The 19416-nt window shown below is 69.6% G+C and carries 18 protein-coding genes and 1 tRNA gene; 12 read left to right on the forward strand and 7 right to left on the reverse strand.

Annotated elements, in window-relative coordinates:
* The first annotated feature begins 3 nt into the window (after window positions 1-3).
* On the forward strand, window positions 4-648 hold the full coding sequence (locus ACTOQ1_RS21485) for a GOLPH3/VPS74 family protein (RefSeq protein WP_440069655.1): 645 nt from the start codon (window positions 4-6) through the stop codon (window positions 646-648).
* A 207-nt stretch (window positions 649-855) separates the two neighbouring features.
* On the opposite strand, the gene ACTOQ1_RS21490 is transcribed toward ACTOQ1_RS21485, so the two are convergent.
* The gene (locus tag ACTOQ1_RS21490; protein WP_440069657.1) at window positions 856-2076 is read right to left on the reverse strand and encodes an LCP family protein; all 1221 of its coding nucleotides are present in this window, start codon (window positions 2074-2076) and stop codon (window positions 856-858) included.
* A 357-nt stretch (window positions 2077-2433) separates the two neighbouring features.
* On the opposite strand from ACTOQ1_RS21490, the gene ACTOQ1_RS21495 reads away from it, so the two are divergent.
* Together ACTOQ1_RS21495 and ACTOQ1_RS21500 are read left to right on the forward strand one after the other, a co-directional pair.
* On the forward strand, window positions 2434-3906 hold the full coding sequence (locus tag ACTOQ1_RS21495) for a hemolysin family protein (RefSeq protein WP_440069659.1): 1473 nt from the start codon (window positions 2434-2436) through the stop codon (window positions 3904-3906).
* Complete coding sequence (locus ACTOQ1_RS21500; RefSeq protein WP_440069661.1) at window positions 3903-4937, forward strand: hemolysin family protein; 1035 nt, start codon at window positions 3903-3905, stop codon at window positions 4935-4937. Before ACTOQ1_RS21495 ends, ACTOQ1_RS21500 begins: the two co-directional genes overlap by 4 nt.
* Before the next feature lie 484 nt (window positions 4938-5421).
* Here ACTOQ1_RS21500 and ACTOQ1_RS21505 read toward each other — a convergent pair.
* Window positions 5422-5504: transfer RNA gene (locus tag ACTOQ1_RS21505), tRNA-Leu, on the reverse strand.
* 166 nt (window positions 5505-5670) lie between these two features.
* On the opposite strand from ACTOQ1_RS21505, the gene ACTOQ1_RS21510 reads away from it, so the two are divergent.
* The 7 genes from ACTOQ1_RS21510 (at window position 5671) to pknB (ending at window position 14479) form a co-directional block, all read left to right on the forward strand.
* A complete protein-coding gene (locus tag ACTOQ1_RS21510; RefSeq protein ID WP_329088344.1) occupies window positions 5671-6411 on the forward strand; it encodes a DUF3662 and FHA domain-containing protein in 741 nt (246 codons plus the stop codon).
* A 17-nt stretch (window positions 6412-6428) separates the two neighbouring features.
* Entirely contained in the window at window positions 6429-6896 is a 468-nt protein-coding gene (locus tag ACTOQ1_RS21515; RefSeq protein ID WP_362688484.1) for an FHA domain-containing protein FhaB/FipA, read from the forward strand.
* Entirely contained in the window at window positions 6893-8206 is a 1314-nt protein-coding gene (locus ACTOQ1_RS21520) for a PP2C family protein-serine/threonine phosphatase (RefSeq protein ID WP_440069663.1), read from the forward strand. Before ACTOQ1_RS21515 ends, ACTOQ1_RS21520 begins: the two co-directional genes overlap by 4 nt.
* A gap of 4 nt (window positions 8207-8210) precedes the next feature.
* Window positions 8211-9590, forward strand: a complete 1380-nt coding sequence (locus tag ACTOQ1_RS21525; RefSeq protein WP_440069665.1) for an FtsW/RodA/SpoVE family cell cycle protein — start codon at window positions 8211-8213, stop codon at window positions 9588-9590.
* Window positions 9587-11044: a peptidoglycan D,D-transpeptidase FtsI family protein gene (locus ACTOQ1_RS21530; protein ID WP_440069667.1), complete on the forward strand. Its 1458-nt coding sequence runs from the start codon at window positions 9587-9589 to the stop codon at window positions 11042-11044. The genes ACTOQ1_RS21525 and ACTOQ1_RS21530 overlap by 4 nt, the downstream gene beginning before the upstream one ends.
* Window positions 11041-12519 carry a serine/threonine-protein kinase gene (locus ACTOQ1_RS21535; protein WP_440069669.1) on the forward strand — a complete coding sequence of 493 codons (1479 nt, stop codon included), beginning with the start codon at window positions 11041-11043 and terminating at the stop codon, window positions 12517-12519. The genes ACTOQ1_RS21530 and ACTOQ1_RS21535 overlap by 4 nt, the downstream gene beginning before the upstream one ends.
* An 82-nt stretch (window positions 12520-12601) precedes the next feature.
* Window positions 12602-14479, forward strand: coding sequence for a Stk1 family PASTA domain-containing Ser/Thr kinase (pknB, locus tag ACTOQ1_RS21540; protein WP_440069671.1), 1878 nt, complete (start codon window positions 12602-12604; stop codon window positions 14477-14479).
* A gap of 333 nt (window positions 14480-14812) precedes the next feature.
* Here the strand turns inward: pknB and ACTOQ1_RS21545 are convergent, their stop codons facing one another.
* The 3 genes from ACTOQ1_RS21545 to ACTOQ1_RS21555 form a co-directional block, all read right to left on the reverse strand.
* Window positions 14813-15385, reverse strand: coding sequence for an anthranilate synthase component II (locus tag ACTOQ1_RS21545; protein WP_440069673.1), 573 nt, complete (start codon window positions 15383-15385; stop codon window positions 14813-14815).
* A complete protein-coding gene (locus tag ACTOQ1_RS21550) occupies window positions 15382-15540 on the reverse strand; it encodes a hypothetical protein (protein WP_440069674.1) in 159 nt (52 codons plus the stop codon). The genes ACTOQ1_RS21545 and ACTOQ1_RS21550 overlap by 4 nt, the downstream gene beginning before the upstream one ends.
* A gap of 72 nt (window positions 15541-15612) precedes the next feature.
* Window positions 15613-16266 carry a class E sortase gene (locus ACTOQ1_RS21555; RefSeq protein WP_440069676.1) on the reverse strand — a complete coding sequence of 218 codons (654 nt, stop codon included), beginning with the start codon at window positions 16264-16266 and terminating at the stop codon, window positions 15613-15615.
* A gap of 211 nt (window positions 16267-16477) precedes the next feature.
* Here ACTOQ1_RS21555 and ACTOQ1_RS21560 point away from each other — a divergent pair, with 211 nt between their 5' ends.
* Window positions 16478-16723 (forward strand): cell division protein CrgA, encoded by a 246-nt coding sequence (locus ACTOQ1_RS21560; protein WP_440069678.1) that lies wholly within the window; start codon window positions 16478-16480, stop codon window positions 16721-16723.
* 48 nt (window positions 16724-16771) lie between these two features.
* On the opposite strand, the gene ACTOQ1_RS21565 is transcribed toward ACTOQ1_RS21560, so the two are convergent.
* Together ACTOQ1_RS21565 and ACTOQ1_RS21570 are read right to left on the reverse strand one after the other, a co-directional pair.
* The gene (locus tag ACTOQ1_RS21565) at window positions 16772-17647 is read right to left on the reverse strand and encodes a rhomboid family intramembrane serine protease (RefSeq protein ID WP_440069680.1); all 876 of its coding nucleotides are present in this window, start codon (window positions 17645-17647) and stop codon (window positions 16772-16774) included.
* 167 nt (window positions 17648-17814) lie between these two features.
* Window positions 17815-18351: a peptidylprolyl isomerase gene (locus ACTOQ1_RS21570; protein ID WP_440069682.1), complete on the reverse strand. Its 537-nt coding sequence runs from the start codon at window positions 18349-18351 to the stop codon at window positions 17815-17817.
* Window positions 18352-18680: 329 nt separating this feature from the next.
* Here ACTOQ1_RS21570 and ACTOQ1_RS21575 point away from each other — a divergent pair, with 329 nt between their 5' ends.
* Window positions 18681-19172 carry a hypothetical protein gene (locus tag ACTOQ1_RS21575; RefSeq protein ID WP_362842555.1) on the forward strand — a complete coding sequence of 164 codons (492 nt, stop codon included), beginning with the start codon at window positions 18681-18683 and terminating at the stop codon, window positions 19170-19172.
* The last annotated feature ends 244 nt before the right edge of the window (window positions 19173-19416 follow it).

Here is a 19416-nt window from a genome sequence, read left to right on the forward strand (position 1 = left end):
ACGATGACGACGATCGCTGAGGAAGTGCTCCTGCTCGCGTACGACGAGGAGCAGGGCAGACAACTCATCGGCTCCTCGGAGCTGGACGCCGCGCTCGGCGGCGCGTTGCTGGCGGAACTGGCCGTCGGCGGCCGGATCGACCTCGCGGACAGGAAGGTCGCCGTGCTCGACGCGACCCCGGTCGGGGATGAGGAGCTCGACACGGCGCTGGCCAGGATCGCGGCGGAGTCCAAGGCGCGCAAGCCCGAGTGGTGGGTGCAGAGGCTCCACTCCGGCAAGCTTCGCGCCCGCCTGCTGGCGCGCCTGGCGGAGCGGGGCGTACTGGACGAGGAGCGGCGCAAGGTCCTGGGAATCTTCCCGAGCACCCGCTACCCCGAGCGCGACCCTGGCGTCGAGCTGGCGATCCGCGAGCGGGTCCAGAGTGTGCTGTCCGGCGCCACCCCCGACGAGCGGGCCGCGGTGCTGATCGCGATCCTGCACGCGGCCAAGATCGACCGTAAGGCGTTCCCCGGTGCGAGCAAGGAACGGATCAAGGAGATCACCGAGGGCGAGTGGGCCGGCAAGGCGGTCTCCCAGACCATCGCCGCCGTCAACGCCGCCGTCATGGCGGCCGTGATAGCGGGGGTCGTCGTCAGCGCCGGCAGCTGAGGTCCGCCGGCCCTCGCCGGGCGGGCACTGTCACGAGGGTGCTCCGCCCGGCGAGGACGTCCGATCCCGTGCCCGCCCCGCCTTTGTCCCGCCTCCGCGTCGTCTCCGCGTCGCTTCGGGGAGAAGACCGGGGCGGGAGGGCCGGAGGAAAGTGCCGTGGACGGGAACCGCCGGCCGGCGCCCCGGCCCGGGGGCCGGGGCGGGACGTCACTTGCCGAGGGCGTCCTCGGGCACGGGCTTGTCCTGGGCCAGGGCCTCGAACATGCGCAGGGCCTTCTCCCGGTCCCACTTCACGACGGACTGGCCGTCGATGGTGGGCAGGGAGCCGATGGGCACGACCGTGGTGACCGGGTCGCCGCCCATGGCGAGGCCGAGGGAGAGCAGGTCGAAGGCGCCGGTCTCCTCGCCGACGGACACCGAGTCGGCCGCGCTCAGCGCGAGCGGGACGGACGTGAAGGGGTTGATCAGGACGCCGGGGCTGGCCGCCTTCTTCACCACCGCGGAGAAGAACTGGCGCTGGCGCTGGGTCCTGTCGAGGTCGGGGATCGCGCCGGTGGCGCGGGTGCGGACGTAACCGAGGGCAGTCCCCCCGTCCATCGTCTGCAGGCCCTTCTTCAGGTTGATCCCGGCCTTGGGGTCCTTGATCGCCTGCTTGACGTTGATCTCGACCCCGCCGATGGCGTCCACGATCCCCACGAAGCCGCCGAAGCCGATCTCCATGTAGTGGTCGAGACGCAGCCCGGTGACCTGCTCCACGGTCTTGGGAAGCAGTTGCTGCCCGCCCTGGAAGGCGTAGGCGGCGTTGAGCTTGTTGCTGCCGTGACCGTCGATCGGCACGTACGAGTCGCGCGGGAGGCTGACCAGGGTCGGGCGGCCGTCGCCCTCGGGGATGTGCAGCAGCATCATCGTGTCGGTCCTGCGGCCCACGGCCTTGCCCGTGGCGAGCTTCCTGCGCTGGGCCGCGGTCAGGCCGGCGCGGCTGTCGGAGCCGACCAGCAGCCAGTTGGTGCCGGGGGTGTCGGCGGGACGGCCCTCGTAGTCGGTGAGCGCCTCGATCTTGGTCAGCCGCGAGTTGATCACGAAATATCCGCCGACGGCCAGGACGAGCAGCACGACGACCAGCCCGGCGAGGATCCGCACGATGAGCCTGCCGGGACGCCTCGGCCGCCAGCCGGGCATGCGCGACGCGCTCCCGCCTCCTCGGCCGCCGGAGTCCCCGGGCGGGGCCGGGGGCGCGTTCAGCGGCTTGACCGGGCTGGAACCCGACCTGGCCTTGCCGTACACCCGCCCGCCCCGGGGCGGCGGCACCTCGCGCGACGCCTCCTCCCGGACGGGTGTCTCCCTCCGCGAGGACGCCGGCTGCCGGACGGGCGTCCCCGAACCGCCAGGCGAGGGGTAGGCGGGCTGCCCGGCCGCTCTCGGCGGCACGGGCCCCGGCGTGGGCGATCGCAGCGCGCGAGTGCGATCGTCGTCTTCGGGCCTGTCAGCCACGTCTTGTCCCGCCACTTCTTGATCTCATGGTGAAAACGTCATTATCGACGCTACGTCGTGGCTGGAGCGCCTGCCGCCAGGTGCCCAAGGTTTCCCTAGGTAAAAGTACTCAGACAGGTTGTTAGCGACCAGCAATGCGATCGTCGGCCGATCCGGAAACATCAGCCCCCACCCGGATCGTTACGGTAGAGGACTACCTCTGCTCGAAAGGATGATCGTGTCCACTCCGGACCCGTGGAATACCTGCCCGTGCGAACGCACGGGCACCGCTGAACCGACCGGGAGAGCCGCCCGGTGAACACGGCTCTGGGCCTGCTGGCCATCCTCCTGCTCACCCTCGCCACCGGCTATTTCGTCGCCCAGGAGTTCGCCTTCGTCGCGGCGGACCGCGGTGTGCTGCGCGAGCAGGCCGACTCCGGCGACGCGGCCGCGGCACGGGCGCTGGAGGTGACGGGACGCCTGTCGTTCATGCTGTCGGGGGCGCAACTCGGCATCACCGTGACCGCCCTGCTCGTCGGCTTCATCTCGGAACCCGCCATCGCCACGGTCATCCGCCCCTGGCTGGAGACCGCGGGAGTGCCGCGCGGGGCCGTGCCCGGCATCGCCGTGGCACTAGCCGTCGCGGTGGCCACCGTCATCCAGATGGTCTTCGGTGAGCTGGCCCCCAAGAACCTGGGCATCGCCCGTCCCGAGCCGGTGGCGAAGTTCCTCGCCCGCTCGACGATGATCTACCTGCGGATCGCCGGGCCGGTCATCCGCCTGTTCGACTCCGCCGCCACCGGCCTGCTGCGCCGGGTCGGCGTGGAGCCGGTGGAGGAGATCGAGCACGGCGCCAGCCCCGAGGAGCTGTCCCGGATCATCTCCGAGTCCGCCACCGCGGGTGATCTCCCGCCGAGGTTGTCGGAGCTGCTGGGCCGCGCCCTGGAGTTCGGCGACCGCACCGCCGAGGACGTCATGGTGCCGCGCCCCCGCGTGGTGCTGCTGAGGGACGACCGGCCGATCTCCGACCTGATCGACGCCGTCCGCAGGCACGGCCACTCCCGCTATCCGGTGCTCTGCAACCAGAACGGCGACGACGTCGTCGGCGTCACCGGCGTCCGCGAGCTGCTCAGGTCGGGACTGGCCGACGGCACGCTGGAAAAGATCACCCGCCCCGCGCTCCTGGTGCCCACCTCCTCGCCGCTGCCCCTCGTACTGGAGCGCATGCGCACCGCCCACGACGACCTGGCGTGCGTCATCGACGAGTACGGCGGCCTGGCCGGCGTGGTCACCATAGAGGACCTCGCGGAGGAGCTCGTCGGCGAGCTCGTCGACGAGAACGACCCGGAGCCCGCCGGGGTCGTCGCGGGCGACGAGGGCACCTGGGACCTGCCGGGCACGCTCCGGCTGGACGAGATCGAGCGGGCCATCGGCCTGCAACTCCCCGAGAGCGACGACTACGACACCGTCGCGGGCCTCGTGCTCGCCACCCTCGGCCGGATGAGCGAGCCCGGCGACCAGGTGACCGTCACGCTCACGTCGCGCAACGACCCCCTGGAGAACGACAGCGCCGACGAGAGGGAGGCGGCGCTTACCGTGCTCTCGGTGCACCGCAGGGTCCCCGAATGGGTGCGGCTGTCGCTCACCGCGTCACAGGACGCCGATCCCGGGGACGCCCCGGAGCCGAGAACCGGGAGAGAGGACCGACCGGCGATGACCGCGCCGCGGATGATCGAGCGTGGCCCCGAGGCGCCCATGATCGAGCGGAGCGAGGCGAGGCGGCGATGAGCACCACCTCCGCCCTGCTGCTCGGCGTGGCCCTGCTGATCGGCAACGCCTTCTTCGTCGCCGCCGAGTTCGCGGTGATCTCGGCCCGCAGGCACCGCCTGGAGGAGCTCGCGGGCCGGGGAGGCCGGTTGACCCGGCTCGCCGCCCGCGCCGCCGTGCGCGGCGGCAGGGAGCTCTCCCTGATGCTGGCCGGAGCCCAGCTGGGCATCACGCTGTGCTCGCTCGGCCTGGGCATGGTGACCGAACCGGCCATCGAACACCTGCTGGAGCCGGTTTTCGGCGCGGTCGGCCTGCCCGAGTCGCTGCGGGTCCCCGTCTCGCTCGTGATCGCGCTGGCGTTCGTCACCTTCCTGCACATGGTGATCGGCGAGATGGCTCCCAAGTCGTGGGCGCTGACCCACCCGGAGATGGCGGCGATGGGCCTGGCCCTGCCGTTCCGCGGCTTCACCTGGGTCGTCCGGCCGGTGCTCGCCGCGCTCAACGGGCTGACGAACGGGATCCTGAGACTGTTCGGGGTGCATCCCAAGGACGAGCTGGCCACCACCAGGACCCCGGTCCAGCTGGCGATGCTGGTCGGCGAGTCGGGCCGGATGGGCCTGCTCGACCGCGACGAGCACGACCTGCTCACCCGGGCCCTGCGGGTCCACCAGCAGCCGGTGGAGCGGCTGATGCTGCCGCTGGAGAAGACCACCTCGGTGCCCGCCGACGCGACGAGCGAGCGGATGCGCCAGGTCGCCGCGCGCGACGGGCACCTGCGCATGCTGGTCACCTCCGGCAGGCCGGGCGACGTCCTGGGCGTGGTGCACGTCAGGGACATCCTCGTCCGTCCGGAGGCGAGCCCCGCCGAGCTCGCCCGCCCGGTGCCGCGCCTGGCCAAGGAGACCACGATCCCCGACGCGGTCTCCACGCTCCAGGACGCCCACGCGCACCTGGGCCTGGTCACCGACGGCGGTGGCGAGGTGGTCGGCATGGTGAGCCTCACGGACCTGCTCGGCGAGATCCTGGACGTACGGATGCCCGCGGCGCGCTAACGGTCCTCGCCGCTCCCGGCGTCCACGGGAGCGGCGAGACCGGGGAAAGAGCAGCGGGAGCGGCGAAATACCGGCCAGACCGGTGAAGGCCCGTTCAGACCGGTGAGAGCCCCACCGGGCCGGCGAGAGACCGGCCAGATCGATCACGGAACCGGTGGGAGGACGACACGGGCCGGGGAAAGATTATTTTCCGGCCCGTGTTCTCTGTAAGCGTAATCAGACACCGGCGAATCACTGCAAGTCATCCGAAAGTGATCAGCAAGCGTGACCGGGTAGAACCGATGGGCATGTCGTAGCGGTCCAAAAACCACAAGACCCATGCGTAACCCCTGAGACTTCTCTATAACGGAGCGAGCGACTACCTTGATCGATGATCGACTCGGCCCGCCACGAGACCTTACGGATGGCTCAGATGGATACGCGGTTCGCCAGGAAACGACAAAACCCCGGTCGCGATGCTCGCATGACCGGGGTGATGATCTTGTGGGCGAGGAGGGATTTGAACCCTCACGTCCTTTCGGACACACGGACCTGAACCGTGCGCGTCTGCCGTTCCGCCACCCGCCCTTGTTGGGTGCGGTCGAAACATTAGCACGGATCGGCCCGTACCCATGAACCCGGATACGATCCTCCTAGATGCGAAAGCGGAGCAGCTGGGTGCGAGAGAGCGAGGAACGAGCCAACGAGCCCCCAAGCGGCCGCGACCACATAGACGGAGGAGGGGAGGTACCCGGTGGGAGTCCTTCAGCGTTTCGAGCGGAGGCTCGAAGGTTTGGTTGAAGGGGCCTTTGCACGGGCGTTCAAATCTGACCTTCAGCCGGTAGAGGTCGCCAGTGCGGTCCAACGGGAGATGGACGAGCGGGCGGCGATCGTCGCCCAGGGACGCACTCTCGTGCCCAACGACTTCGTGGTCGAACTGTCCACGACCGACAACGAGCGGTTGGAGGTCTACTCCGACAGCATCAGCCACGAGCTGGCCAACCTCGCCAGGGAGTACGCCAAGGAACAGGGTTACTCCTTCGTGGGGCCGGTCAGGGTCCGCTTCGAGACGGCCGACGACCTCGCGGTCGGCCTGTTCCGCATCCGCTCGGGCGTGATCCGTGGCGCGACGGTCGAGCAGGACGAGATCCGCCAGCCGGTGAGCGACGTGCCCGCCGCGAAGTCCCACGCGTTCGGAGGCCGCCCCCGCCTGCTGGTGTCCACCCAGGACGACCCGCAGGGCCAGCGGTCCTTCGACCTGACAACACCGGTGACCCTGCTCGGCAGGGGCACCGACTGCGATCTACGGCTGGTCGACCCGGGTGTGTCCCGGCACCACGCCGAGCTGCGAGTGGAGGGTCCCCTGGTCGCGCTCGTCGACCTCGGCTCCACGAACGGCACCTTCGTCAACGGCCAGCCGGTTCGCCGGGTCGAGCTCCAGAACGGCACTCGCGTGACGCTGGGGCGAACGACTCTGGTTTTCCGGCGCGATTAAAGGTAAACAGACGGTCCATGTCCGAGCTCACGCTGCTGCTGATCCGGCTCGCCTTCCTCGCGGTGCTGTGGTTCTTCGTGATTGCCGCGGTCGGTGTGATCCGGACAGACTTGTTCGGTTCACGCACGGCCGCCGCCGTCCCCGCGCGCAAGGCGCCCAAGCCGGTGAAGACTCCGGCCAAATCCAAGAAGGGGGAACCCCGGGAGATGGTCGTCACCGGTGGCCCCCTCCAAGGCACCACCATTACCCTCTCGGAGACGCCCATCACCATCGGCCGGGCGAACGACGCGACGCTGGTAGTCAGCGACGACTACGCCTCCAGCCGGCACGCCCGGCTCTTCCCCCAGGACGGTCAGTGGATCGTGGAAGATCTCGGCTCTACCAACGGCACGTATCTTGACCGCTCCAAAGTCACCCGTCCGACTCCGGTGCCGCTCGGTGTTCCGATCCGCATTGGCAAGACCGTCATCGAATTGCGCAAATGACCATCGCACTCCGTTACGCCGCCCGCTCTGACGTCGGCCTCCTCCGCGAAGGCAACGAGGACTCCGCCTACGCCAGCGGCCGCCTGCTCGCCGTCGCGGACGGCATGGGCGGCCACGCACACGGCGAGGTGGCCAGCTCGGTCGCCATCGCCGAGATGTCCTTGCTCGACACGGACGCCCAGGGAGGTGACCTGCTCAGCGCCATCGAGGCGGCGGTACGCGACGCCAATCGCAAGCTGCACGAGATGGTGAGTCACAACCCCAGCCTCAAGGGCATGGGCACCACCCTCACCGCCATGCTCTGGTCGGGCACGAGGGTCGCCCTGGTCCACGTCGGCGACTCGCGGGCCTACCTGCTGCGAGCCGGAGAGCTCTACCAGATCACGCACGACCACACCCTCGTGCAGTCACTGGTGGACGACGGCCGGATCACCCAGGACGAGGCCGCCACCCACCCCCAGCGGTCGATCCTGTTGCGGGCGCTCGACGGCAGTGGCGAGGTCGACCCCGACCTGTCCCTGCGCGAGGCCCAGATCGGCGACCGCTACCTGCTCTGCTCCGACGGCCTGTCCGGGGTGGTGAGCGCCGAGACCCTGCACCACACGCTCTCCACGATCGAGGACCCCGACGGGGTGGTCCGCACCCTCATCGACCTGGCCAACCGGGGCGGCGGCCCCGACAACATCACCTGCGTCCTCGCCGACGTGCTGGAGGTGGACGAGACCCACGTGCCGCGCACCGACGCGGCCGTGGTCGGCGCCGCCGGTTCCAGCATGCCGAGGTCACAACCGCCGGACACCCCGGCGGGCCGTGCCAGCGCGGTCACCATGCCGCAACCCGTCATCTCCGACGACGACACCGACGACGACGAGCCGATCGTCAGGGCCGCGGCCCGACCGGCCAAACGCCGCCGGCTGTGGCCTCTCCTGGCCGTGGCGGGCGGCGTCGTCGTCATCGGGGGCGGCTTAGGCTGGTACTTCGGCGGGCAGTGGCTGGAGGACCAGTACTTCGTGGGGGCCAAGGGCAACGAGATCGTGGTCTTCCAGGGAGTGAAGACCAACCTGGGCCCCATCGAGCTCTTCGACGTCGCCCGGAGCACCGCGGAATCGATCACGACTCTCGGCGCGTTCCAGCAGGGCCAGGTCCGCGACGGCATCCCCGTCCCCACCGTCGAGGCGGGCCTGAAGAAGATCGAAGAGCTGAAGACGTCCGCGGCCGCATCCGACGGGAAGGACGAACCGACCGCATCCCCGAGCGCCTCCGCGTCCTCCGCGCCCGCCAGGGCTCCCGAACCCACAAGGTCACAGTAAACACATGAGCACCCCTAGCGCAGAGCCGGTCCCGCTTCCCGCCAAACGGCGGGTGGCCCAGTTGGCGATGCTCGCATTCGCGGTCGCCATCGTGATGCTGGCGTACGCCAACGTGGGGTTGGCCCTCGACAAGCAGATCCCGGCGGGAATGGTCACCTACGGCCTCAGCCTGGGCGGCCTCATGCTCGCCGCCTACCTGGTGCTGGCCAGGTTCGCGCCCTGGGCCGACCCGCTGATCCTGCCGCTGGTGACGCTGGTCAACGGCATCGGACTGGTGATCATCTACCGCCTCGAGGCGTCCGGCATGCCGGGGGCCTCGGCCACCAACCAGCTGATGTGGACCGCGGTCGGGGTCGTCATGTTCTCCGTGACGCTGATCGTGCTGCGCGACCACCGCGCGCTGCAGCGTCTGACCTACACCATGGGCGCCGTCGGCCTGGCGCTGCTGGTCTCGCCGCTGCTGCCGTTCATCGGCCAGGAGATCAACGGCGCCCGCATCTGGATCGGCATCGCCGGCTTCACCCTCCAGCCCGCGGAGTTCACCAAGCTCGCCCTGGTCATCTTCTTCGCCGGCTACCTGGTCGCCAAGCGCGACGTGCTCGCCCTGGCCGGGCGGCGGCTGCTCTTCATCGACCTGCCCCGGGCCCGCGACCTGGGCCCGGTGCTCATCACCTGGGGCCTCAGCCTCGGCGTGCTGATCCTGCAGAAGGACCTCGGCTCCTCGCTGCTGATCTTCGGCACGTTCATCGCGATGCTCTACATCGCCACCCAGCGCACCTCGTGGGTGCTCATCGGCATCCTGCTCTTCGTCGGTGGAGCGGTCCTGGCGGGGCTGCTCTTCGACCACGTCGCGGCCCGCTTCGAGGTCTTCCTCGACCCGGAGAACCCGGCGCTGTACGACCGCGAGTTCGGCGGCAGCTTCCAGCTCATGCAGGGCCTGTTCGCCATGGGGCAGGGCGGCGTGCTCGGCACCGGCCTCGGCCAGGGCCACCCCGACGAGATCCCGCTGGCCTTCTCCGACTTCATCTTCACCGCCGCCGGCGAGGAGCTCGGCCTGACCGGGCTGATGGCCCTGCTGATGGTCTACGCGCTGCTGGTGGAGCGCGGCCTGCGCACCTCGATCGCGGCCCGCGAGCCGTTCTCCAAGCTGCTCGCGGGAGGCCTGTCGTTCATCCTCGCCTGGCAGGTCTTCATCATCGTGGGCGGCGTGACCAACCTGATCCCGCTGACCGGCCTGGTCACCCCGTTCATGTCCCAGGGAGGATCGGCGCTGCTGGCTAACTGGATCCTTATCGCGCTGCTGGTACGCATGTCGGATACGGCGAGGAAGCCTCCGCCCCAGGCCATCCAGGACGAAGGAATGACGCAGGTGTTCCAGCGATGAACGGTCCCCTCAAGCGCGCCGCCCTTGCCTGCCTGCTCATGTTCGGCCTGCTCATGATCAATGTGAACTACCTGCAGGCCGTGCGCGCGGAGGACCTGCGCAAGGACTCGCGCAACACCCGCAACTTCTACGCGCAGTACGAGGTCGAGCGCGGTCGCATCACCGCGGGCGACAAGGTCCTCGCCGAGTCGGTCGACACCGGCGACCCCGAGTTCCGCTTCGAGCGGCGCTATCCCGAGGGCAAGGTCTACGCGCCCATCACCGGGTTCTTCGCGCCCGAGAGCCAGAGCAACATCGAACGGGCCGAGAACAGCCTCCTCAACGGGACGAGCGCCGACCTGCTGATCCGGCGCAGCATCGACCTGTTCACCGCCAAGCAGAGCAAGGGCGCCAACGTCGACCTGACGATCAACCCCAGGGCGCAGGAGGCGGCGTACAAGGCGCTGGGCGAGAGCGGCAAGAAGGGCGCGCTGGTCGCGATCGAGCCGAAGACCGGGGCGATCCTCGCGATGGTCTCGATCCCCACCTACGACCCCAACCCGCTGTCCAAGCCCAACAAGGCCGAGGTGAACGCGGCCTCCAAGAAACTGGAGAAGGACGAGAACACGCCGCTGCTGAACCGGGCGGTCGAGCGCACCTACCCGCCGGGCTCGACCTTCAAGGTGGTCACCGCGGCCGCCTACCTGGAGAGCGACGACACCGTGGGCCCGGAGACCCAGGTCGACGCCCCGCAGCGGCTCGACCTGCCCAACACCACCGCCGACCTGCCCAACTACGGCGGTGCGGCGTGCGGCGCCGGGCGGGTGACGCTGTCGTTCGCGCTGGAGAAGTCCTGCAACACCCCGTTCGGCAAGATCGCGATGGACCTCGGCTACGAGGCGCTGCGCGACCAGGCGGCCAAGTTCGGCATCGGCGGCGAGCAGCTGGCGATCCCGATGCCGGTGGCGCCCAGCAGCATCGGCCCCGAGGAGGACCAGGCGGCCCTCGCCCAGGCCTCGATCGGCCAGCGCAGCAACCAGATGACCCCGCTGCAGATGGCCATGATCGCCGCCGGTATCGCCAACAACGGCGTGGTCATGAAGCCGTACCTGGTGAACAAGATCGCCGACTCCGAGGGCGGTGAGGTCGCGAGCGCCGACCCCGACGAGCTGGACACCGCGATGAGCGAGGACAGCGCGCGCAAGCTCCAGGAGATGATGGTCAACGTCGTCAACAAGGGCACGGCGAGCGCGGCGCAGATCCCGGGCGTGACGGTCGGCGGCAAGACCGGCACCGCGGAGACCGCCCAGGGCCGTGACCCGCACGCGTGGTTCATCTCCTTCGCCCCCGCGGAGGACCCCAAGGTCGCCGTCGCGCTGATCGTCGAGTCCGGGAGCGCCGGCAGCGACGCCTCCGGCGGTCAGACCGCGGCCCCGATCGCCAAGAGCGTGATGGAAGCGGTGCTGGGTAGATGACCGCGTTGCTCGGGGGCCGGTACCGCCCGCTGGGGCGGATCGCGTCGGGCGGCATGGGTGAGGTGTGGCGAGCCAAGGACGAGCTCCTCGGCCGCGAGGTCGCGGTGAAGCTGCTGCGCCCGCACGTGGCGGAGGATCCGGCCTTCCGCCTGCGGTTCCGCTCCGAGGCGCGCATCGCGGCCGGGCTGTCCGATCCGGGCATCGCGCAGGTCTTCGACTACGGCGAGGGCGGCGGCGTCGCCTACCTGGTGATGGAGCTGGTGCCCGGGCAGTCCCTGGCCGGCATCCTGGCCCGCGACGGCGCGCTGAGCCCCGAGATCACCCTCGACGTGGTCCGCCAGACCGCCATGGGCCTGCACGCCGCGCACCGCGCGGGGATCATCCACAGGGACATCAAGCCCGGGAACCTTCTGGTGACCGAGGCGGGCGTGATAAAGATCACAGACTTCGGCATCGCCAGGGCGCTGGAGGCGGTGCCGGTCACCCAGACGGGCATCCTGATGGGCACCGCGCAGTACGTCAGCCCCGAGCAGGCGTCCGGCGACCCGCTCACGCCCGCCACCGACATCTACTCGCTCGGTGTGGTCGCCTACGAGTGCCTGACCGGGCAGGCGCCGTTCCGCGCCGAGACGCAGGTGGCGATCGCGCTCATGCACATCGGCGAACCCCCGCCGCCGCTGCCGGAGTGGATCCCGCCGGCGGTCCGCGACCTGGTCATGGCGTGCCTGGCCAAGGATCCGCTGCGGCGCCCGGCCGGTGCCAGGGAGCTGTCGGAACGGGCGGACATGCTGCTCGACGCGCTGACCGCCACCGGTGCCACCGGTCTGGGCATGCTCACCGACCCGGTGGGCTGGCGCGCGGAGCCCGCGAGCGAGTGGCCCCAGGAGGTCACCTCCGCCCTCGCCGTCCCCCTCCGGCCCGAGCCCGGCCGGGACGCCGCGGGCCCGGCGGCGGGTCCCGGTCAGGGCGCGGGCTCCGGGGCGGGCGGAAATTCCGGTGCGGGATCCGGCGCGGGCACGACTCCGCCGGGTGCCGTCCCGGCGCGTCGCGGGCGCCGCGGCCTGCGCAGGACGACGGTGATCGTCGCCACGGTCGCGGGGTGCGCCGCCGCGGTCGGGCTTGGTGCCCTGGCGGTCCACGAGCTGACGAACCAGCCCGGTGACAGCGAGCCGGGAGAGCCGGTCGTACGGTCGAGCCCGGCGACCACGTCGCCGAGCGCACGGCCGACGAAAAGCAAGCCTCCGACGAGCAGACCGCCGCTCTCACCGACGAAGTCGGCCCGCCCCTCGGTCACGCCGTCGGCTACGGTAAGCACATCGGCCACGCCCACCGCAAGGCCGAGTACGTCGCCACCACCCAGCCCCAGCCCGACGACTCCCACCCCGACACCAACCACCCCGACGGTGACACCGAGCCTCACACCGAGCACAACTCCTGAACCCGGTGACACAGACCCGCCGAATGAGGAGACGTGATGCGGCAACGGGTCGATGATGGACACCGGTGGCCCAAGAGCTCACCGGCACCCAAGATGAACGGTAAGGGACAGTGCAGGAAATGACTCAGCCCCGACGCCTCGGCGATCGCTACGAGCTTGACGGCGTCGTCGGGCGTGGCGGCATGGCCGAGGTCTATCGCGCCCGAGACATCCGGCTGGATCGGATCGTCGCCATCAAGACCCTTCGCGCGGACCTGGCCAGGGACCACATCTTCCAGGCGCGTTTCCGCCGTGAGGCGCAGTCCGCCGCGTCACTGAACCACCCGTCCATCGTCGCGGTCTACGACACCGGCGAGGACGTCTCCGAGGGCGCGCCGGTGCCCTACATCGTGATGGAGTACGTCGACGGCCGCACGCTGCGCGACCTGCTGCGGGCCGACCGGCGGCTGCTGCCCGAGCGCGCCGCCGAGCTGGTCGACGGGATCCTGCGGGCGCTGGACTACAGCCACCGCGGCGGCATCGTCCACCGCGACATCAAGCCCGCGAACATCATGATCACTCGCAACGGCGACGTGAAGGTCATGGACTTCGGCATCGCCCGCGCGATGGCCGACTCGGCCGCGACCATGACGCAGACCGCCCAGGTGATCGGCACCGCCCAGTACCTCTCGCCGGAGCAGGCCAGGGGCGAGCGGGTCGACGCCCGCAGCGACCTCTACTCCACCGGCTGCGTGCTGTACGAGCTGCTGACCGGGCAGCCGCCGTTCACCGGTGACTCGCCGGTCGCGATCGCCTACCAGCACGTGCGCGAGGACCCGATCCCGCCGTCGCAGATCGACCGCGACATTCCCCAGTGGGCCGACGCCATCGTGCTCAAGGCGATGGCCAAGGACCCGGCGCACCGCTACCAGAGCGCCGGGGAGATGCGGGCCGACATCCAGCGGGCGATGTCCGGCATCCCGACGGACGCCCAGACGATGGCGCTGAGCGCCAACAACTCCTACGGCTCGGCCACCCGGACGATGCAGGCTCCGGGCCCCGGCGGTCCGGGCGGCCCGGCCACCCAGCGCACCACCGCCGTCCCGGCGTACGAGTACGGCGAGGAGGGCGGCGGCCCGCGCACCGGCGGGGGCGGCCGTCGCCGGCAGCAGAGCGGCGGGAACACCGCGGTCAAGACCGCGGCGTGGATCCTCATCCCGCTGCTGGTCATCGGTGCCTTCATCGGCGTCGGCTACATGTTCCTCAGCTCGCCGGGCACCCCCACCACCAGCGGCAAGGTGAAGATTCCGCCGCTGGTCTCGCAGACCGTGGAGGCGGCGACCAAGAGGCTCACGGACCTCGGCCTGAAGGTGAAGGTCGTCGACGCGTTCGACGAGGAGATCCCCAAGGGCTCGGTGATCGAGAGCGACCCGTCGGCCGACCACGAGGTCGACAAGGGCACCGAGGTGACGCTCAAGGTCTCCAAGGGGATCGAGAAGGTCGAGGTGCCCACCGTGCTCAACATGAGCGCCGAGGACGCCACGAAGACCCTTGAGGACGCCGGCTTCGAGGTCAACCTGCAGACCAAGCCCTCCAGCCGCAAGCAGGGCATCGTCTTCGAGACCGTGCCCGCGCCGGGCAAGAAGGCCAACAAGGGCAGCACCGTCCGGATCTACGTCCCCAAGGAGGCGATGGAGGTCCCGGCCGTGGTGAACCTCACGGTCGGGGACGCCAAGAACGCGCTCAAGGAGGCGGGCTTCAAGTGGAAGGTCGTCCCGCAGCCGAGCGACCTGCCCAAGGACACCGTGCTGAGCCAGTCTCCCGAGGCGGGCGGCAAGTACCAGCAGGGGACGACCATCACGCTGATCGTGTCGAGCGGGGCACCGCCCGAGCCGACCGAGGAGCCGACCTTCCCCGAGGAGCAGCCGACCATTCCCGAGGAGCCGACGGAGGACACGCCCACAGAGCCCGACGACGGCACGATCTTCGATGAGGCGCCGCCCGGCGACGGGAACTGACCGGAGCACCTGACGGAGGCCCCCGCGACCGCGCGGGGGCCTCTTTCCTTTCTCGCCCGCGCCCGTTCCTGCGTCCTTGGCCGTTCTCGCGTTCTCCCGGCTTTCGCGGCGTCGGGGTCTCGCGGCGTTCGATGTGTGCGGCGTCCGGCGTGCGCGACGTCGTCACCCGGTTTCCGGCCGGAGGATCCGGGAGACGGGAACCGGAGAACCGGGAGACGGGAACCGGAGAACCGGGAGGCTCGCAAGACCCGGAAACGGGGAAGAGTCCTTCCGCCACTCGGGGGCGATGGCGGAAGGACTCTCACTGGTCAATCGTCCAGGATGGTCTTCGCGTTACAACAATCTTTCCAACCAGTTTCCGAGCAGCCGGTGACCGTGTTCCGAGATCACCGATTCGGGGTGGAACTGCACGCCCTCGACGGGGGCGGCACGGTGGCGCAAACCCATGATCACCCCATCGTCACTGGTCGCGGTGACCTCAAGGATCTCGGGTACCGTCCCGGGCAGGACCGCCAGCGAGTGGTAGCGCGTCATGGTCGCCGGTGACGGCAGGCCGGAGAAGACACCGCGCCCGTCGTGCGAGATCGCGCTGGTACGGCCGTGCACCAGTTCGGGCGCCCGCCCCACGGTCGCCCCGTGGGAGATGGCGATGGCCTGGTGTCCCAGGCAGACGCCGAGCAGCGGGATGCCATGGGCCTCGCAGTGGCCGACGAGCGGGACGCTCACCCCCGCGTCCTCAGGGGTGCCGGGGCCGGGGCTGATCAGGACCCCGTCGAAGCCACGGGCGTCCTCGACCGCGACCAGGTCGCGCGGGCGCACGTCGCAGGTGGCGCCGAGCTCGCGGAGATACTGGACGATGGTGTGGACGAAGCTGTCGTGGTTGTCGACGACCAGGACGCGGCTCATCGGCCCACGGTGGTCAGGTCGAGGGAGGCGCGAGGTTCGATCCAAGGGAACACGACATACCAGAGTACGGCCGCGACCAGCCCGGCCAGCACCAGGGCGGCGAATCCCCTGGTCACGAGGTTTCCGGGAAGCATTCGCCAGATCCAGCCGTACATGGGACCTCCTTCGCGTCCGGGGCGTCTGCCCGGGCCTTCCTGTCCGGGGTCTATCCGGCTCCTGTTCGAGGTCTACCCGGACCGCTCGAGGCGGTCCTCACGCCCCGCCAGCTCCCCCGAGACGATGAGCCGCAGGGCCGCCGAGTACTCCGGGTGGCAGGTGGACAGGGTGATCAGCGCTCTGGTCGGCTCGCGGCCCGGCCGGCCGGGAACCGGGGCGATCACGCTGACCTCGCCGGGGTCGACGACGCGCCTGCCGGTGACGCGGTAGGTGTAGCGGGCCTCGCGGGCGTCGACCAGGATGAGATCGCCCCGGCGGAGCTCGTCGATGCGGTTGAAAGGTGCGGCGTAGGTGGTCCGATGGCCCGAAAGAACGAAATTACCGATTTCTCCTGGCATGGCAGTGCCGGGATAGTGGCCGGGGCCCATCCGCAGCCGATCCTGGTCGACGCCTTCCACGATGGCGTACCGGTAGTCGTCCCCGAGCCTGGGAATCGCCAGCATCGCCACCGCCCCGCCCAGCCGGATCGGCCCCGGCGGCTCTCCCCGCCGGCCTCCGGCCTCCCCGCCCGGCGGGATCTCCTCTCCCAGGAGTTCGTCGCGCAGCAGCGCCTGCTGCCCGGCGGTGTAGGAGCCGGTGCCCCACAGCAGGTAGGCGCAGAAGAGGAGGATGACCAGCCCCGCGGTGACGCTCAGGTCGCCCAGAACCCTCAGCGTCGCTCTCATGGGGTCAGGCTAGTGACGGAAAAGGCCTCCGCGGCGGGCCGGATCACGGGTCCGGCGCAACATTTGCCACAGGATGGTGCCCCACGGAATCGCCATGGTCCACCTGCGCAGACTATCCTTACACGGAACTTCATCCACTAGCGACTACGCTAATCGACACGGCCTGCGCACGATCCAGATCGCGCAGGGTTGACGCAGGAGAAGAACCCCAGTGCCCAAGCCCAAGACTCGCAAGAAGCCGGTCTACACCCCGCCGCAGACCTCACAGCAGGTCAAGATCAGCCCACGCTGGTTGGCGCCGGCCATGGTGACCTGCTGGATCGTCGGCATCCTGTGGATCGCCGTCTACTACGTGGCGCCCACCGCTCCCCTCCTCGGCACGCTCCAGAACTGGAATCTGCTGGTCGGGTTCGCGTTCATCATCCTCGGGGTGATCCTTTCCACCCGCTGGCGCTAGCTTTTCCACAGGGATTGTCCACACCCTGGGGAAGCATCAGGGTGTGGATCAACCGAAGATCCCGAGTTCGGCCTGAACGGCGAACGGCGGCAGCCCCAGCAACAGCGCGACCAGGACGATCAGCACCGCCGCGCAACCTCCCCACTGGATTGCGCTGCGGTTCCTGGCCGGGGCGAAGGCGAAGACCGCGGCGACCAGGGCACCGGTGATCAGGCCGCCGAGGTGGCCCTGCCAGCTGATGCCGGGGATCACGAAGGTGATCACAGCGTTGGCACCGATCAGCCAGAGCACGCCCTGGGCGTTGTAGCCGAGCTTCCTGGCGAGCACGAACAGCGCGCCGAACATGCCGTAGATCGCGCCCGAGGCGCCGACCGCGGCGATGCCGAACAGGTAGACCGCGACGGAACCGCCGAGCGCGGCGAGGAGATACAGGGCCAGGAACCTGGCCGACCCGAGGCGCCGCTCCAGCTCGGGGCCGATGGCGTAGAGCGCCCACATGTTGAACACGATGTGGGTCAGGGCAAAGCCGCCGGCCCCCAGCGGCTGGTGCAGGAAGGCGCCGGTGATCAGGCGCCACCACTCGCCCTGATAGCCGACGTGATAGGCGCTCATCATGAAGTTGTTCAGCACCCAGCTGGTGTTCGCGGTCTCGGCGGCGTACGCCAGGACGTTGACGACCAGCAGTGCCCAGGTCACCCGGGGCGTGGTGACCGCCCGGCCGCCGAACACGGACTGCGCCTGCCGCATGCCCTTGTTGCCCTCGGCCACGCACTCGGGACACTGGAAGCCCACCGCGGCGTCGCGCATGCAGTCGGGGCAGATGGGACGGTCGCACCGCTGGCAGCGGACGTAGGTCTCACGCCCTGGATGCCGGTAGCAGGTGGGGACAACGGTGTCGGGCTCGTTGGACGGCTGGGTGGTCATGTGTGTGGCTGGCCCCTTCGAGCGTTCTGTTATCCACAGACTGCCAGCCTATTCACGATCCCGAGCACCCGTACACCCGTGAAGGGCAGGGCTCGGGGGGCGGGGTGAGGAAGAGGACGTGCGGGAACGCGAACGGCGGCCTCCGGAGGAGGCCGCCGTGCGAGAGATCAGCCCTGGACGCGCTCGATGGTCACCGACTCCAGCACCACGGGCTCCGTGGGACGGTCACGGGCGTCGGTGTCGGTCTTGGCGATGGCGTCGACGACGTCCTGGCCCTCGATCACCTCACCGAAGATGGTGTGCTTGCCGTTGAGGTGCGGCGTGGGAACCACCGTGACGAAGAACTGCGAGCCGTTGGTGCCGCGGCCGAACTGGACGCCGGCGTTGGCCATGGCGAGCAGGTACGGGCGGTTGAAGTAGAGGTCCGGGTGGATCTCGTCGTCGAACTTGTAGCCGGGACCGCCGACACCCTGGCCCAGCGGGTCGCCGCCCTGGATCATGAATCCGGAGATGACCCGGTGGAAGATCGTGCCGTCGTACAGCTTGGCGTTGGACTTCTGGCCGGTCTCCGGGTGCACCCACTCGCGGGTGCCCTCGGCGAGCTCGACGAAGTTCCTCACGGTCTTGGGCGCGTGATCCGGGAAGAGCTGGACCTTCACGCTACCGCGGTTGGTGTTGAGGTTCGCGATCAACTTCTCAGCCATGATCGGACTGCCCCCTTCAGTTCGTAGGAATACCTGTGCAACGTATTGCTTTTATGGCACTTTGACGATTTCGGCCGCAGCCGCATCCCCAAGCATCCTCCCACGGGCCGTCATGATTGAGCCGCCTTCGAGCGGGAAGGGGTGGCGACGGGGCCCCAACGAATGGGGAGGTTGTTGTGCCTCTAGCACTGTTTGGAAAGCGCCACATGAAGATCGTGGCACCGGAAAGGCGGCTGCGCCACGTGAAGGCTCAGGCCGTCCGAGCCGCGGATCGGGTCGGCCCAATGGCCGGCCACGCCCGTGACGCGGCCAGTCATCATGCTCATGACATGGCCGTCCAGGCTCGCGATGTGGCCGGTCACGCCCGAGAGATGGCCGGTCAGGCCCGTGAAGTGGCCGGTCAGGCTCGTGACGTGGCCAGCGAGAAGATCATTGTGGCACGCGGGTGGGCGGCACCCAGGCTTGACGCCGCCGCGCACTCGTTCGAGGAGCAGCTCGCGCCGAAGATCAGCGCCGCGCTGTCCCAGGCCGCCGCGAGGATCGATCCCACTCCCGCGAAATCCAGGAAGACACCCATGATCCTGCTCTTCGCGGGCGTCGCGATCGCGGCGGCGGGTTATGTCCTGTACCGCAGGAACGCCGACCAATGGGCGGACACGCTGAAGGAAAGCGCCTCCGACGCGTCCCAGTGGGTGGGGCAGAAGACGGAGGCGGTGGCCGGGAAGGTCTCCGACACGGCGGATGACGCCGCGACGAAGGCCGACGAGGTCGGTGCCAAGGCCGACTCCAGGGCGGAGCACACCTCCAAGAAACTGCCCTAGGGATCGGAGCACCGGCCGGTCACGTGAGTGCCGGTCGGTGGCACGAACACGGCGTACGGCCGGGTACGGCCACGGCGACTGCCGGGAGTACGGCCCGCACCGCGAAGGTGCGGGCCGTACTCCCGTGCGGAGTCGATCGAACCCTCCTGCGCGAACGTCCGTTGAACTCCTGCGCGAACGTCCGTTGAACTCCCGCGCGGGCGTCCATTGACCGATCACCAAGCGCTTGTTAGAACGTGTTCCT

This window comes from Streptosporangium sp. OZ121, from assembly GCF_051918885.1.
In the GTDB taxonomy this organism is placed as follows: domain Bacteria; phylum Actinomycetota; class Actinomycetes; order Streptosporangiales; family Streptosporangiaceae; genus Streptosporangium.